Source organism: Kitasatospora sp. NBC_00374 (assembly GCF_041434935.1).
GTDB lineage: Bacteria > Actinomycetota > Actinomycetes > Streptomycetales > Streptomycetaceae > Kitasatospora.
Genome location: NZ_CP107964.1, coordinates 2,898,509 through 2,913,424, shown reverse-complemented (window position 1 = coordinate 2,913,424; position 14,916 = coordinate 2,898,509). Strand labels below are relative to the sequence as shown.

Annotated in this window: 11 protein-coding genes, 3 tRNA genes and 1 pseudogene; 9 read left to right on the top strand and 6 right to left on the bottom strand. The window is 74.9% G+C overall.

Annotated elements, in window-relative coordinates; translation table 11 throughout:
• Positions 1-133: 133 nt before the first annotated feature.
• Complete coding sequence (locus tag OG871_RS13090; RefSeq protein WP_371496920.1) at positions 134-2,200, bottom strand: molybdopterin oxidoreductase family protein; 2,067 nt, start codon at positions 2,198-2,200, stop codon at positions 134-136.
• A 159-nt stretch (positions 2,201-2,359) separates the two neighbouring features.
• On the opposite strand from OG871_RS13090, the gene OG871_RS13085 reads away from it, so the two are divergent.
• From OG871_RS13085 to OG871_RS13070, 4 genes are all read left to right on the top strand, one after another.
• A complete protein-coding gene (locus tag OG871_RS13085; RefSeq protein WP_371496919.1) occupies positions 2,360-3,130 on the top strand; it encodes a sirohydrochlorin chelatase in 771 nt (256 codons plus the stop codon).
• A 159-nt stretch (positions 3,131-3,289) separates the two neighbouring features.
• On the top strand, positions 3,290-4,588 hold the full coding sequence (locus OG871_RS13080; RefSeq protein WP_371496918.1) for a deoxyguanosinetriphosphate triphosphohydrolase: 1,299 nt from the start codon (positions 3,290-3,292) through the stop codon (positions 4,586-4,588).
• Between the two features lie 44 nt (positions 4,589-4,632).
• Entirely contained in the window at positions 4,633-6,546 is a 1,914-nt protein-coding gene (gene dnaG, locus OG871_RS13075; RefSeq protein WP_371496917.1) for a DNA primase, read from the top strand.
• Between the two features lie 99 nt (positions 6,547-6,645).
• Positions 6,646-7,737 carry an RNA polymerase sigma factor gene (locus OG871_RS13070; RefSeq protein ID WP_371496916.1) on the top strand — a complete coding sequence of 364 codons (1,092 nt, stop codon included), beginning with the start codon at positions 6,646-6,648 and terminating at the stop codon, positions 7,735-7,737.
• A 238-nt stretch (positions 7,738-7,975) separates the two neighbouring features.
• Here the strand turns inward: OG871_RS13070 and OG871_RS13065 are convergent.
• The 3 genes and pseudogenes from OG871_RS13065 to OG871_RS13055 form a co-directional block, all read right to left on the bottom strand.
• Positions 7,976-8,216: pseudogene (locus OG871_RS13065) on the bottom strand (glutamate decarboxylase); the annotation flags it as partial.
• Positions 8,217-8,291: 75 nt separating this feature from the next.
• Positions 8,292-9,725: an FGGY family carbohydrate kinase gene (locus OG871_RS13060; RefSeq protein WP_371496915.1), complete on the bottom strand. Its 1,434-nt coding sequence runs from the start codon at positions 9,723-9,725 to the stop codon at positions 8,292-8,294.
• Positions 9,726-9,812: 87 nt separating this feature from the next.
• Complete coding sequence (locus OG871_RS13055; RefSeq protein ID WP_371496914.1) at positions 9,813-10,103, bottom strand: hypothetical protein; 291 nt, start codon at positions 10,101-10,103, stop codon at positions 9,813-9,815.
• Between the two features lie 300 nt (positions 10,104-10,403).
• On the opposite strand from OG871_RS13055, the gene OG871_RS13050 reads away from it, so the two are divergent.
• Positions 10,404-10,476 (top strand) — tRNA-Asn (locus OG871_RS13050).
• A 36-nt stretch (positions 10,477-10,512) separates the two neighbouring features.
• Positions 10,513-10,585: transfer RNA gene (locus OG871_RS13045), tRNA-Asn, on the top strand.
• A 125-nt stretch (positions 10,586-10,710) separates the two neighbouring features.
• Here the strand turns inward: OG871_RS13045 and OG871_RS13040 are convergent.
• Positions 10,711-11,475, bottom strand: a complete 765-nt coding sequence (locus OG871_RS13040) for a serine protease (protein WP_371496913.1) — start codon at positions 11,473-11,475, stop codon at positions 10,711-10,713.
• Between the two features lie 236 nt (positions 11,476-11,711).
• Here OG871_RS13040 and OG871_RS13035 point away from each other — a divergent pair.
• From OG871_RS13035 to OG871_RS13025, 3 genes are all read left to right on the top strand, one after another.
• Positions 11,712-11,785: transfer RNA gene (locus OG871_RS13035), tRNA-Ile, on the top strand.
• Between the two features lie 342 nt (positions 11,786-12,127).
• Positions 12,128-12,430, top strand: a complete 303-nt coding sequence (locus OG871_RS13030; protein ID WP_371496912.1) for a PqqD family peptide modification chaperone — start codon at positions 12,128-12,130, stop codon at positions 12,428-12,430.
• Between the two features lie 27 nt (positions 12,431-12,457).
• Complete coding sequence (locus OG871_RS13025; RefSeq protein ID WP_371496911.1) at positions 12,458-13,369, top strand: 1-aminocyclopropane-1-carboxylate deaminase/D-cysteine desulfhydrase; 912 nt, start codon at positions 12,458-12,460, stop codon at positions 13,367-13,369.
• On the opposite strand, the gene OG871_RS13020 is transcribed toward OG871_RS13025, so the two are convergent.
• Complete coding sequence (locus OG871_RS13020) at positions 13,356-14,882, bottom strand: LCP family protein (RefSeq protein WP_371496910.1); 1,527 nt, start codon at positions 14,880-14,882, stop codon at positions 13,356-13,358. The two genes, OG871_RS13025 and OG871_RS13020, sit on opposite strands and share 14 nt — an antisense overlap.
• Positions 14,883-14,916 lie beyond the last annotated feature (34 nt).

Genomic DNA, 14,916 nt, shown 5'->3' with positions numbered 1-14,916 from the left:
CCCTCGAGCATCGGCCGCAGGTGTTACCCGGCCGGGGCCGCCCGGTTTCGCGAGCGGAACTTCGGCCTCAGCGCCGCCCCCGGGCGGCTGTGAGCGCGGCGGCCGTGGCGCCCCGCCGCGGCGGCCCGCCCGCTCAGAGCGGTTCCAGCCGGACGGCGCAGGCCTTGAACTCCGGCATCCGGGAGACCGGGTCCAGGGCCGGGTTGGTGTGGCGGTTGGCGTTGCCCTCACCGGGCCAGTGGAACGGCATGAAGACGGTGTCGGGGCGGATCGCCGTGGTCAGCCGGGCGGGGGTGACGGTCCGTCCGCGCCGGCTGACCACGGCGACCCGCTCCCCGTCCACGATGCCCAGCCGTTCGGCGAGCACCGGGTGGAGCTCGACGTACGGGCCGGGCGCGGCCGCGTTGAGGGCCGCCACCCGCCGGGTCTGCGCGCCGGACTGGTACTGGGCCAGGACCCGGCCGGTGGTCAGCCGCACCGGGTACTGCTCGTCCGGCTCCTCGGCGGGCGGCCGGTGCTGCACCGGGACGAAGCGGGCCCGCCCGTCGGGGGTGGCGAAGCGGTCCAGGAAGAGCCGGGGGGTGCCGGGGTGGTCCTCGTCCGGGCAGGGCCAGAACACCCCGTCCTCGGCGGCGATCCGCCGGTAGCTGATGCCCGCGTAGTCGGCGGGCCCGCCGGCCGAGGCGCGGCGCAGTTCCTCGAAGGCCTGCTCGGGGTCGGTGGGGAAGCCGGCGCCGTGGCCGAGCCGGTCCGCCAGCGCGTGCAGCACCTCCAGGTCGCTGCGCACGCCCTCGGGCGCGTCGACGGCCCGGCGCCGCAGCACGACCCGGCCTTCGAGGTTGGTCAGGGTGCCGGTCTCCTCGGCCCACTGGGTCACCGGCAGCACCACGTCCGCCAGCTCCGCCGTCTCGGACAGCACGACGTCGCTGACCGCCAGGAAGTCCAGCGCGCGCAGCCGGGAGCCGATATGCGTCGAACCGGGCGCCGAGACCACCGGGTTGGAGCCCATCAGCAGCAGCGCCCGCACCTCGGTGCCGAGCGAGTCGAGCAGCTCGTACGCGCTGCGCCCCGGGCCCGGCAGCGAGCCGGGGTCGACGCCCCACACCGCGGCGACGTGCGCCCGCGCGGCCGGGTCGTCCAGCTTGCGGTAGCCGGGCAGCTGGTCGGCCTTCTGCCCGTGCTCCCGCCCGCCCTGGCCGTTGCCCTGGCCGGTGAGGCAGCCGTACCCGGCGTACGGGCGGCCGGCGTTGCCGGTGGCGAGGCAGAGGTTGATCCAGGCGTTGACCGTGTCGGTGCCCTTGGCCTGCTGCTCGGGCCCGCGGGCGGTGAGCACCATCGCGGTCGGGGCCGCGCAGAACAGCCCGGCGGCGGCGCGCAGCCGGGGGAGCGGGACGCCGGTGACGGCCTCGACGTGCTCGGGCCAGTGCGCCATCGCGGCGGCGCGGGTCTCGGGCCAGCCGGTGGTGCGTTCGGCGATGAAGGCCTCGTCGGTGCGGCCGTCCGCGATCACCAGGTGGAGCAGTCCGAGGGCCAGCGCGAGGTCGGTGCCGGGGCGCGGGGCGAGGTGCAGGTCGGCGAGCTCGGCGGTGCGGGTGCGGCGGGGGTCGACGACGATCAACGTGCCGCCGTTGTCCCGGAGTTCGCGCAGGTACCGGACGAAGGGCGGCATGGTCTCGGCCGGGTTGGCGCCGACCAGCACGACGCACCCGGCCCGCGGGATGTCGTCGAGCGGGAACGGCAGCCCGCGGTCCAGCCCGAACGCGCGGATCCCGGCGGCGGCGGCCGAGGACATGCAGAACCGGCCGTTGTAGTCGATGGCCGAGGTGCCCAGCACCACCCGGGCGAACTTGCCGAGCAGGTAGGCCTTCTCGTTGGTCAGCCCGCCGCCGCCGAACACCCCCACGGCGTCCCGTCCGTGGGCGGCCGCGGTGGCCCCGAGGGCCTCGGCGATCCGGCCCAGTGCCTCGTCCCAGCCGGCCGGCCGCAGGGCGCCGCCGACCCGGACCAGCGGGGTGGTGAGCCGCGCCCCGGGGGCCAGTACGGCGGCCGCGTTGGCCCCCTTGCCGCACAGCGCCCCCCGGTTGACCGGGAAGCCGGGCCGCTCGACGACCGCGACCGGCACCGGACCGTCGGCGGGGCTCAGCCCCATCCCGCACTGGAGCGCGCAGTACGGGCAGTGGGTCTCGGTCGCGTCGCTCATGCCCGCCAGCGTGCTGCGGCGCTGTTTCGCCCCGGCGGCCCGCAGGTTACGGCGGCCGCACACCCCGCTCACCGGTGCGGGAGCCCGTTGTGAGGGCCGGGAAACCAGTCGTGACCACGGGGCAACGGCCGGGAAACAGGCTACGGCGAGGCTTGCCCCATGACCGTTCTCTCCGCCGCTCCGCCGAGGGTGCTGCACACCGCCCGCCGCCCGGCCCTGGTGCTCGTCGCCCACGGCTCCCGGGATCCGGCCGCGGCGGCCGAGATCCGCCGGCTCGCGGCGATGGTGGCCGACACCCGCCCGGAGCTCGACGTCCGACTCGCCCACCTCGGTCTGAACGCCCCGCTGCTGCCCGAGGTGCTGGGCTCGCTCAGCGGTTCGGCGGTGCTCGTCCCGCTGCTGCTCGGCCGGGGCTACCACGTGAAGGCCGACCTGCCGGCCGCCCTGGCCGGCGCACCGCAGCTCAGCGGGGTGATCGCGGCCCCGCTCGGGCCCGACCCGCTGCTCGCCGAGCTTCTGCAGGCCCGGCTGGCGGAGGCGGGCGTGCGGCCCGGGACCGGCTCGGTGGTGCTGGCCGCGGCCGGCTCGCGGGATCCGCAGGCGGCCCTGGACAGCGAGGCGCAGGCCGCCCTGCTCGCCGCGCGGCTCGGGGTGCCGGTACGGCCCGGCTATGTGACCGGTGCCGGCCCGAGTGTGGCGGAGACGGCGGGGCGGCTGGCCGCCGAGCGGCCCGGCCCGGTCGCGGTGGCCGGGTACTTCACGGCGCCGGGGGACTTCGCCCGGCTCGCGGCCGCCGCCTGGGACGGCCCGGCCACGGCCCCGCTGGGCGCGCACCCGCTGCTGGTCCGGCTGGTGCTGGAGCGCTACGGGTCCGCCGCCGGCCGGCTGCCCGCCGCCGTGGGTACGCACCGGCACCGGACCGCCGGCTGACCCGGTGGCAGGCCGAGGGCCGTGGCGGTCGCCGTCCTCGCCGTCGCCCGCCCGGTCACGGGCAGCCCTGCCGGCGCCGGCTGTTCACCGCCCGCACCCCGGGCCGAAAGCGCGGCGCACCGGCGTGATGTCGGCGGGCGGGCGTACGGTGACTGTCATATGGACGACACCGCGCACCGCACCGCCCCGTACGACCCGCAGGCCCAAGCCCGTTGGGTGCCCGAGCCGGACAAGCGCCCGGGCCGCACCGCCTTCCAGCGCGACCGGGCCCGGGTCCTGCACTCGGCGGCCCTGCGCCGGCTCGCCGGCACCACCCAGGTGGTCGCCCCGATGCGCGCCGACTTCTCCCGCACCCGGCTGACCCACTCGCTGGAGTGCGCCCAGGTCGGCCGCGAGCTCGGCGCCGCGCTCGGCTGCGACCCGGACCTGGTGGAGACCGGCTGCCTGGCACACGACATCGGCCACCCACCGTTCGGGCACACCGGCGAGGAGGCGCTCGACCAGGCCGCCCAGGCGTGCGGCGGCTTCGAGGGCAACGCCCAGTCGCTGCGCATCCTGACCCGCCTGGAGCCCAAGCGCTTCGCCCCGGCCGAGGAGGCCCCGGCCCGGCTCTCCCCCTGGCCCGGCCGCAGCGTCGGCCTCAACCTCAGCCGTGCCGCCCTGGACGCCGCCACCAAGTACCCCTGGGCGCGCGGCGGCCACCCCGCCGATCCGGGCTCCACCAAGTACGGCGTCTACGCCGACGACCTGCCGGTCTTCCGCTGGCTGCGGGCCGGTGCCCCCGACGGCCGCAAGTGCTTCGAGGCGACCGTGATGGACTGGTCCGACGACGTCGCCTACTCCACCCACGACGTGGAGGACGCGCTCCAGGCGGGCCACATCGACCCGGCCGCGCTGCGCTCCGCGGAGGAGCGTGCCGAGCTCTTCAAGATCGCCGAACGGTACGCCTCCGACGCCTCCGCCGAGGAGCTGGCCGAGGCCCTGGACCGCCTCCAGGCCCAGGAGTGGTGGCCGCGGGCGTACGACGGCTCGGCCCGCGCCCGTGCCGGGCTCAAGGACCTCACCAGCCAGCTGATCGGCCGCTTCTGCCTGGCCGCGGAGCAGGCCACCCGGGCCCGCTACGGCCCCGGCCCGCTCACCCGGTACGCGGCCGAGCTGGTCGTGCCGACCGAGGTCCGGCTGGAGTGCGCGGTGCTCAAGGCGGTCGCCGTCCGCTACGTGATGCAGCGCGACGAGCAGGCCCAGCTCCGCTCCCGCCAGCGGATCGTGATCGCGGAGCTGGCCGAGGCGCTGGCCCGCACCGCCCCGTACGGCCTGGACCCGGTGTTCGCCGCGCTCCACGAGGAGGCCGAGGACGACCGGGCCGCCCTGCGCGCGGTGGTCGACCAGATCGCCACCCTCACCGACGCCTCCGCCTTCGCACTGCACCGGCGGCTGGTCGAGAAGGCGACGGACTGATCCCGCGCCCCGGGAACGGGCCGCCGGGTGCGTAAACTTCCAGGGTGGCCGGTCGGATCAGGGATGAAGATGTACAGGCGGTGCGCAACGCGCTCCCCATCGACGCCGTGGTCGGCGACTACGTCCAGCTGACCAGTGGCGGCGGTGCGCAGCTCAAGGGCGTCTGCCCGTTCCACGACGAGAAGTCCGCCTCGTTCTACGTCCACCCGGGCAAGGGCGTCTACCACTGCTTCGGCTGCGGCGAGAGCGGCGACACCATCTCGTTCCTGATGAAGATCGAGCACTGCTCGTTCGCCGAGGCCGTGGAGCGGATGGCCGCCCAGGCGGGCATCACCCTGCGGTACGAGGAGGGCGGCTACTCGCCCCGGCACCAGCAGGGCGAGCGGACCAGGCTGGTCGACGCGCACAAGATCGCCGCCGCGTGGTTCCAGGAGCAGCTGGGCTCGCCCGAGGCGGAGATCGGCCGGCGCTTCCTGGCCGAGCGCGGCTTCGACGAGGCCGCCGCCCAGCACTTCGGGGTCGGCTACGCCCCGGTGGGCTGGGAGCACCTGGTCCGCTACCTGCGCGGCAAGGGCTTCACCGACAAGGAGATCCTGCTCGGCGGCCTCGCCTCGCAGGGCCAGCGCGGCGGTCTGATCGACCGCTTCCGGGGCCGGCTGGTCTGGCCGATCCGGGACTCCGGCGGCGAGGTGGTCGGCTTCGGCGCCCGTCGCCTGCGGGAGGACGACACCGGCCCCAAGTACCTCAACACCCCCGAGACGCCGCTGTACAAGAAGTCCCAGGTGCTCTACGGCATCGACCTCGCCCGCAAGGAGATCGCCAAGTCCGGTCGGGCCGTGGTGGTCGAGGGGTACACCGACGTGATGGCCTGCCATCTGGCCGGTGTCACCACGGCGGTGGCCACCTGCGGCACCGCCTTCGGCGAGGAGCACGTCAAGATCATCCGCCGGCTGCTGATGGACACCTCCACCTACCGCGGCGAGACGGTGTTCACCTTCGACGGCGACGCGGCCGGCCAGAAGGCGGCGCTGCGGGCCTTCGAGGACGACCAGAAGTTCGCCGCCCGCACCTCGATCGCGATCACCCCCGGCGGCATGGACCCGTGCGAGCTGCGCCTGGCCAAGGGCGACGAGGCGGTCCGGGAGCTGATCGAACACCCGGTCCCGCTCTTCGAGTTCGCCCTCAGCTCGGCCGTCGCCCGGCACCGGGTCGACACCGCCGAGGGCCGGGCCGCCGCCCTGGAGGAGGCGGCCCAGATCATCGTCAAGATCAAGGACCGCTCGATCCAGCACGAGTACGCCGTCCAGCTCGCGGGCATGCTCGGCATCCTGGACGAGCAGTTCGTGGTCCGCCGGATCGGCCAGCTGGCCCGCTGGCAGCGCGAGAACCAGCAGAACGCCGCCCAGCGCCCCACCCGCCGCCCGGACCAGGCCCAGGGCGCGCAGCCCGTCCAGCCGCCCCGGCCGGTCTTCCGGCTCAACCCGCGGGATCCGGCGCAGTTCGTCGAGCGCGAGCTGCTCAAGCTCGCCCTGCAGCATCCGGACCTGGTCAGCCCGGCCTTCGACCAGTACGGCGAGGACGAGTTCCCGACCCCGCCCTACGCCGCCGTCCGCCGCGCGATCGGCACCACCGGCGGTACCGCGTACGGCGCGAGCCTGCCCGACTTCACCGCCGCCGTCCGCGAGGCCAGCCCCGACGACCAGGTCCGCGGCCTGGTCACCGAGCTCACCGTCGAGCCGATCCGCTCCCGCCGCAAGGCCGACGAGATCTACGCCGGCGAGTTCCTGGTCAAGCTGCGGCTGCAGGCCGTGGACCGCCGGGTGAACGAGGCCCGGGCCCACCTCCAGCGGCTCGGCAGCCGTGCCACCGCCGAGGAACTGCACGCGGTGCAGAGCGAGTTGTGGGCCCTTCAGCAGTACGCCCAGCAGCTGCGGTCCCGGGGCGCGGCGGCGCTCTGAACCACCTCGGGCCGTGCTCCGTGTGGTCTGTCCCCCGTCGGTGGGTATCCCATCCCTTGTGGCGCGGCGTCCCCCCAGCGCCGCCACGGCCGTGGAGGGATGCCCGTGGAGCTTGCCGCTGTGAGCCGGCCCCAGGCCGTCGTGCGCGAGGACGGCACCGATCCGACGACCGACGAGCCTGCGGCCCGGGTGCCGGCCCAGGCCGGCCGGGCGGAGGCCGAGGAGCACGAACGCAGGGGCGCCGGCGCGCTGGACGAGGCCTCGGGCCCGGCCGCCGACCTGCTGCGCCAGTACCTGCGCGAGATCGGCCGGGTCCGGCTGCTGACCGCCGCCGAGGAGGTCGAGCTGGCCTGCCAGATCGAGGCCGGACTGTTCGCCGAGGAGGCGCTGGACCGGGCCGCCGCCGACGGCCCGGGCGCGGACGGCCCCGGGCTCGCCGACGAGCTGGACCGCCTGGTGGTGCTCGGCCGGATAGCCAAACGCAGGCTGATCGAGGCCAACCTGCGGCTGGTGGTCTCGGTCGCCAAGCGCTACGTCGGCCGCGGCCTGACCCTGCTGGACCTGATCCAGGAGGGCAACGTCGGTCTGATCCGGGCGGTCGAGAAGTTCGACTACACGCGGGGCTACAAGTTCTCCACCTACGCGACCTGGTGGATCCGGCAGGCGATGAGCCGGGCGCTGGCCGACCAGGCCCGCACCATCCGGGTGCCGGTGCACGTGGTGGAGCTGATCAACCGGGTGCTGAGGGTGCAGCGGACGCTGATCCAGGAGTGCGGCCGGGAGCCCACCGCCGCCGAGGTGGCGGGCGCCCTCCAGCTGTCGCCGGAGCGGGTCAGGGAGGTGCTGCGGCTGGCGCAGGAGCCGGTCTCGCTGCACACCCCGATCGGCGAGGAGGACGACGTGGCCCTGGGCGACCTGATCGAGGACGCCGACGCCGCCTCGCCGGTGGAGAGCGCCGCCTTCCTGCTGTTGCGCGAGCACCTGGACGCCGTGCTCGCCACCCTCGGGGACCGCGAGCGGCAGGTGGTCCAGCTCCGTTACGGCCTGGGCGACGGCCTGCCGCGCACCCTGGAGGAGATCGGTCACCTCTTCGGGGTGACCAGGGAGCGGATCCGCCAGATCGAGTCCAAGACCCTCGCCAAGCTGCGGGCCCACGTCGGCGCCGATCAGCTCAGGGGATATCTGGACTGAAATAGAATGTGACATTGCACAATGCCCCCGCCGCTGGTAGCGTCGCGGACGCGGCGGCCGACGGTGGGAGGAGGCCGCCGTACGGCGAGCAGCAGTGGCACGGCGGCCGACAACAGTGGGGTGCCGCCGGCCGCCTGCCGCCCGGTGCGGGCAGCCCACGCCCTCGGGCGCTGCCCGTGGGCCGGGCCCGGTCCCGACGGCACCCGCCGGAGCCGTCGGCACCGGGCCCGGCCGCCGCTCAGTGGTGGAACGCGGACCGGGTCTCGACCCCCATGCTGCTCAGCGGCGCCGGCTGGTCGCGCAGCTCGGGCAGCAGCCGGCGCAGGTCGTCGAGCAGCACAGGTCGGTCCGGTCGTCCGGGAAGGCGTACGCGGGCAGCTGCCAGCCCGCTCCCACATCCGGCGCGAGACGTCGAACACGTCGAAGGCGGTCTCGCCCTCGGTGGTGAAGGCGAAGACCGGCAGCTCGTCACCCCTGGTCCGGGCAGGACCTCCCGCGCTGCCACCGGCGCGGGCATGACGCATCCTCGGTGCCCGCGGAGAGTGGCGGCGGGCTCAGCCCGCGGCCTCCGGGTGCACCTGTCCGCGCACCGCGGCGTACTGCTGGCGCACCGCGCTGCCGACGGCCAGGTCGTGCTCCTGGTCCGGCACGATCGTGGTGACCTCGGGCAGCTCCCAGTGCGGCGGTTCGGGGGTGCCGGCCAGCGCCCAGGCGGCCTGCCGGGCCGCGCCGCGGGCGGCGTGGTCCCCCGGAGGCGGTACCACCACGGGCACGCCGAAGACCAGCGGTGCGATCTCCCGGACGGCGCCGAGCCGGCCGACCGCGCCCAGCAGGAAGATCCGGCGCACCCCGACCCCGTGCGAGCGCAGCACGTCGACGGCGTCCGCGATGTTGCACAGCATGCCCTCGACGGCGGCCCGGGCGAAGTGCTGCGGGGCCATCGACTCCATCCGCAGCCCGGTCAGGGTCCCCGCGGCGTGCGGCAGCTTGGGGGTGCGCTCGCCGTCCAGGTAGGGCAGCAGCACGAGCCCGTACGAGCCGGGGGAGGACTGCTGGGCGAGCGCGCTCAGGCCCTCCAGGTCGGTGCCGAGGACGGTGGCGGTCGAACGCAGCACCTGGGCCGCGTTGAGGGTGCCGACCATCGGCAGGTGGCGGCCGGTCGCGTCGGCGAAGGAGGAGATCAGGCCGGACGGGTCGACCACCGGCTGGTCGTGCACCGCGAAGATGGTGCCGTTCCCGCCGAGCGAGACCACCGCGTCCCCGGGGCCGAGCCCGAGCCCGAGGGCGGCCGCCATGTTGTCGCCGGTGCCGGCCGAGATCAGCAGGCCCTCGGGGGTGTGCCCGGCCGGCTCGGCGGGGCCGAGCACGTCCGGCACCCGCAGCTCGTGGCCGATCGCGAGCTTGATCAGGTCCTGCCGGTACTCGCCGGTGATCGGCGACCAGTAGCCGGTACCGGAGGCGTCGCCGCGGTCGGTGGTGCGCCGTCTCGGGCTGCCGAGCAGCTGGGAGATCAGCCAGTCGTGCGGCAGCAGCACCTCGGCGATCCGCTTGGCCGAGGCGGGTTCGAACTCGGCCAGCCAGCGCAGCTTGGCGATGGTGTACGTCGGTGCGGGCACCGCGGCGATGGCCTCCACCCACGGGCCCGGGCCGCCGAGCGCGTCCACCAGCGAGGCGGCCGCGCCGGCCGAGCGGGGGTCGTTCCACAGCAGGGCCGGGCGGACCAGCACCCCGCCCGCGTCCAGGCCGATCAGGCCGTGCTGCTGGGCGGAGACGCCGATCGCCCGGACCCCTTCCAGCAGGCCGCCGGCCGCGGCGTCGCCGAGCGAGTGCAGCCAGGTCTGCGGGTCGACCTCGGTGGTCCGGGCATCGACGCCCTCCGGCAGCGGGTGGGGCGCGCGCCCCTGACGCAGGACGGCCCCGGTGTCGGAGTCACACGCGACGATCCGGGTGCGAGTGGTGGAGCTGTCGATGCCCGCGACGATGGCCATGCGGAGATCATGCCTCAGCCGGTGGTCGCGGTGCTGGCGCCCGTGGCAAGTGTTGCCCAGTCGGTACGGGATTCGGCCAGGCCCCGGTCACGGCCGGAAGGTCCCCCAGTCGTCGGCGGTCTGCCGGCGGGTGAAGTACGGGACGCGGTCGGTCACGGCGTCCGGCAGCTTCTCGCCGACCCGGTCGGCCACGGCGCCTGCGGCCCGGCCCGCGACCGCGCCCGCCTGCTGCTTGGCCTTGCCCGCGGCGTCCTGGACCTTGGGGTTCTGGGAGAACTGTCGGGCCGCGCCGGCGAGCTGCTCGTACCGCTGCCGGCCGGCGCGGGCGCCCAGGACGTATCCGACCCCGACGCCCACGATCAACGTCAGTTTCCACATGCTCGGCTCCACCCTTCGTCGCGGTCATTGCCGCATTGCCCTACCCGTCGGGCCGGGCGGCGAACCGCCCGGCAGGTGGCGGGGCCGTCTCCGGTCACCCGCCGCCGTCCCAGCATCCCCGGCGGGCCGCCGGGGCGCGCGCGGGGCGCGCCGACCGGGCCGCCCGGGGGAGGGCGGCGCGGGTCCCCGGGTGGGGGCCGGGGAAAGCGATTGGCGGAACACCCCCCTGAGTGCGCTAATGTATGTCCCGCAGCGAGCGCCGAAGGCCCGGGAGGATCCGGGACAGAGGCAGAAGATCGATCCCCCATAGCTCAATTGGCAGAGCAGCCGACTGTTAATCGGCAGGTTATTGGTTCGAGTCCAATTGGGGGAGCTTGGACGGCCCCCTGTGGATCGTCCCGCTGTGCAATCCCCCATAGCTCAATTGGCAGAGCAGCCGACTGTTAATCGGCAGGTTATTGGTTCGAGTCCAATTGGGGGAGCTCGCCTCCACGGAGACGATCGGTACAGAGCGAAGGCCCCTCGGTCGACCGGGGGGCTTTCGTGTTTCCCCGGGGCCCGAGGCCCGGCGCCCGGCGCCCCCTGGCGGCCCGTCAGGCCGCCGCCGTCACCCGGTGGCCAGCCGGTAGAGCTCCGTCACCCGCCGGTCGAACGCGATGCTGTACGAGGTGGCGTCGGTGTTGCCGCCCTGCTGGTAGCCGCCGATCACCCCGACCACCTTTCCGTCCTCGGTGAGCCAGGGGCTTCCGCTGGTGCCGACGGTGTAGCCGGAGCACTCGAACCGCTCCTGGGTCGGTCCCTGCGCGCCGGTACGTCCCGAGCAGGTCACCGGGGTGCCGCTGTCGTTCGGGTAGCCGGTGACGGAGACCGGCAGGCCGACGCCGAGGCCGGTGCCGAGCGGGTTCGCGCCGACCCGGTCCTCGATCCGTTGCCCCTGCACCTCGGCCACGGTGAGGAAGGCCACGTCGTACTCCGGATCCTCGCCCAGGCTCCACCGCGGATCGACCGTGATCGAGGTCACCGGCCAGACGCCGTACGGGGTGCGGCCGTCGCGGTAGCCGGGGGCGAAGACCAGGTCGTCGAAGCGGCCGCGCTCCGCGGTCTGGACGCAGTGCGCCGCGGTGACCAGCAGGTTGTGCCGGGGGCTGGCGACCACGCTGGCGGTGCACATCCTGGGGCCGGTCACCGCGCCGAGGAAGAGGGCGCCGATCCGGTCGCCGGTGGCGCCGGCGACGGCGGGCCGGGCGGTGGGCCGGGGGCCGGTCCGGCCGTCCGGTCCGGGGTCCGGGCCGCAGGCGGCGGCGCAGTGGATCGTCAGCAGGAGCGCGGCCGGCCACCATGCCCGCCGTACCGCCCGTTCCGTCCGGCGCATCCCGCTGGCTCCCCGCACTCGCGTACTGCGGCCCGCTCGGACGACGGGCCGGAACGCAAGATCTACCAGGCCGGGCGGGCGCTGCGCCAGGCAGGGCTGAGCCGCGCGGGGGGCGTACCCGGTTGCGCCCCCGGCGCGCATCGCGACTGATCGACCGGCTATGCTGCCGGGGACGGCCCTGAGGGGCCGTCTGCTGCTGGAACGGCCGGCTTGCCGGTCACCAGCTGGTCGAATCGGGGGCGGTAGCTCAGCCGGTTAGAGCAGGGGACTCATAATCCCTTGGTCGTGGGTTCGAGTCCCACCCGCCCCACCTCGGCAGACCAGCCCCTACCTGCGAGAACTGTAGGGCAGTCGGGCCCCCGCCCGGGCGCCGACACACCGGGATTCACCCGTCCGGTAATGTCCGCGGATCCTCGCGTTGACGAGCGGGTGCCGCAGCCCCGAGCCCCCCGCGGGGTGACCCGTGCGGGTGATTGTCCCGGTACGTGCCGTCGGCTCGCGCGAGCCCCACAGGTGTGTCAAGTCGGATCCGGAACCGCCCTGTTGACATGTTCTGATGGTGGAGTAGATTCCGATGGTCCAGCTGGGATGGATGGTGCTTGGCAAGTCGTCAGCTCCACTGGAGCGGCGGCCGTCCGGAGGGAGCGCTCCGATGATCTACCGGCTCGATCCCGCGGTCGTCTGGTTCCCCGGGGACGGCGAGGTGCGGTTCTACCACCCGGTGGCGCGCGAGTTCCGCACGCTCGACGGCACCGCCGCCCGGATCTGGCTGCTGCTCGCCGAAGGGGGCGGTTCGGCCGCCATCGCCGAGCAGGCGGCCGTCGCGGCGCAGGACGTCCAGGAGTTCGTCGACCTGCTGCTCGCGCAGGGGCTGGTCCGGATCGACCGGCAGCCGCCGGGCCCCGGCCCGGCCGAGGTCCTGCCCGGGCCGGCCCCCCGGGCGGCCGGCGGCTGAGTGCGGGCGCCTTCGTATGCTGGGCCGGTGCTCTCCCCCGCCACGCTGCCGACCCCGCTGACCGTCCTGGACGAGCCGGCCCTCGCCCGGCTCGGGGTGGAGCTGCGGCTCAAGCGGGACGACCTCGCGCACCCGGCCGTGCCGGGGAACAAGTGGCGGAAGCTGGCGCCCAACCTGGAACGGGCGGTCGCCGAGGGCGCGCCCGGGCTGCTGACGTACGGCGGGGCCTACTCGACGCACATCCGGGCGGTGGCGGCCGCCGCGCAGGGGCTCGGGCTGGCGAGTGTCGGGGTGATCCGGGGCGAGGAGCTGGCCCAGGCGCCGCGGAACTGGTCGCTGCGGGCGGCCGAGGCGGCCGGAATGGCACTGGAGTTCGTCCCGCGCCCGCTGTACCGGGAGCTGGCGGCCCGGGGCGGGGAGCCTCGGGAGGGGTTCCTGGTACTGCCGGAGGGCGGGTCCAACGCGCTCGCGGTGCGCGGGGCCGCCGTCGTCGCCGCGGAGCTGGCGTCGCAGCTGCCGGACCTGGGCGAGCGGGACCTGGTCTGCTGCCCGGTCGGCACCGGCGGCACGCTGGCCGGGATCGCGGCCGGGCTGCCCCCGGGTGCGCGGGCGCTCGGGGTGGCGGTGCTGCGCGGCGAGGCCTACCTGGAGCGGGAGGTGGCGGGACTGCACCGGGCCGCGTACGGCCGGGAGTTCGGCAACTGGCGGATCCACCACGGCTACCACGGGGGCGGGTACGGCAAGGTGCCGGCCGAACTGGAGCAGTTCGCCGCGGGGTTCGAGCGGCGGCACGGGGTGCCGGTGGAGCGGCGGTACGTGGCGAAGGCGCTGTCGGCGGTGTACGGCCTGGCGACGGCGGGGGAGTTGGCCGCCGGCACCAGGGTCACCGTCGTCGTGACGGGACTGCCCGACCCGGGCGACGGCCTCAGCCGAAGCTGAGGTCGGCGCAGAGGTCGCTGTCGGCGGGGCGGGTGTTCTCGGTGATCCCGGTGGGGATGCCGGTGGGCAGCGCGGTGGGCGCACCGGCCCCCTCGCCGGGAGCCGTGCCCTCGCCGGTGTGGGCCGAGGCGTAGTCCCGGCCGAGGGTGACGGTGATCCCCTCGGCACCGGGGTCGGCCCGCAGCTCGGCGCCGGGAAAGAGCTGCGCGAGCCGGTTCGCGGCCTCCTGGTCGCCGGGGGCGTACCCGATCAGGGTTGTCCGGCGGAACTCGGTGTCGGGGCCGACGGTGATCTGCTGGTAGCCCTTGGCCCTGAGCGCGGTGGCGGCCTGTCCGGCGAGCCCGGTGGAACGGGAGGCGTTGTGCACGGTCAGCGGGACCTGCTCGGCGGCCGGGGTGTCGGCCGTGCCGGTCGCCGGGGCCGACGCGGGCGCCGACGCCGACGCCGAGGCCGGGTCGGTGGGGGAGGCCGCGGGGTCGGCGGCGGACTGGCCGGTCAGCGTCCGGTCCTGCTGCAGCAGCCGCCAGAGGGTGTCCACGTCGGGGTGGACCAGGGCGACCCGGTCGCCCTGGTAGCGCCAGGGCACGGTGACGAAGGATATGTCGGCGAGTTCGATGTCCTGCAGCGACTGGCCGAACTCGGCGAGCTTCACCGCCGAGCCCAGCTCCTCGTCCACGGTGAGCGACCTGGTCGCGGCGTCGGCCAGCGGGAGCAGGGTGGTCGGGTTGAAGCCCTGGCTCCGGACCTTCTTGATCAGGGAGGAGAGGAAGGCCTGCTGGCGTTTCACCCGGCCGATGTCCGAGCCGTCGCCGAAGCCGTGCCGGGCGCGGACGTAGTCCAGTGCCTGCTGCCCGGTGACGGTCTGCCGGCCCTTGGCCAGGTGTATGCCGTAGGAGTCGACGTTGTTGGGTACGCAGACGTCGACGCCGTGCACCGCGTCGGTCATCGCGGCGAAGCCCTTGAAGTCGACCACGATGGTGTGGTCGATCCGCAGGCCGGTCATCGCCTCGACGGTGTTCTGGGTGCAGGCGGGGTTGCCCTGCGGGTACTCGCCGACGGTGAAGGCCGAGTTGAACATCTGGTTGGTCCGCTGCGGGGACCAGTTGCCACTGGGAAGCTTGCAGGCCGGGACCGTGACCAGGGTGTCGCGGGGTATCGACACCCCGACGGCGTGCTTGTGATCCGCGTACACGTGCAACAGGATCGCGGTGTCGGAGTGGCCCACGCCCTCCTCGCCGCCGCCCAGGTCGCCGTTGCCGTCCTGGCGGGTGTCGGAGCCGAGCAGCAGGATGTTGACCGGCCGGCCGCCACCGCTGGCGGTCGGGCCGGCCGGCGGGCGGCTGGGGGCGATGCCGTCGGCCGAGAAGGTGCTGATGTTGTGGTCGAGCCGCTGGTAGAACCACGCGCCGGCGCCGGCGGTACCGACCACCAGGACTGCGGCGGTCGCACCCAGGCCACGGGCTATCCGGGCCCTGCGGGTGCCCTTGGCGGGCCGGCTCTTGGGGTCGGTCATCGGTCAGCGCTCTCTGCCGGGTGTGGCAGGCGCC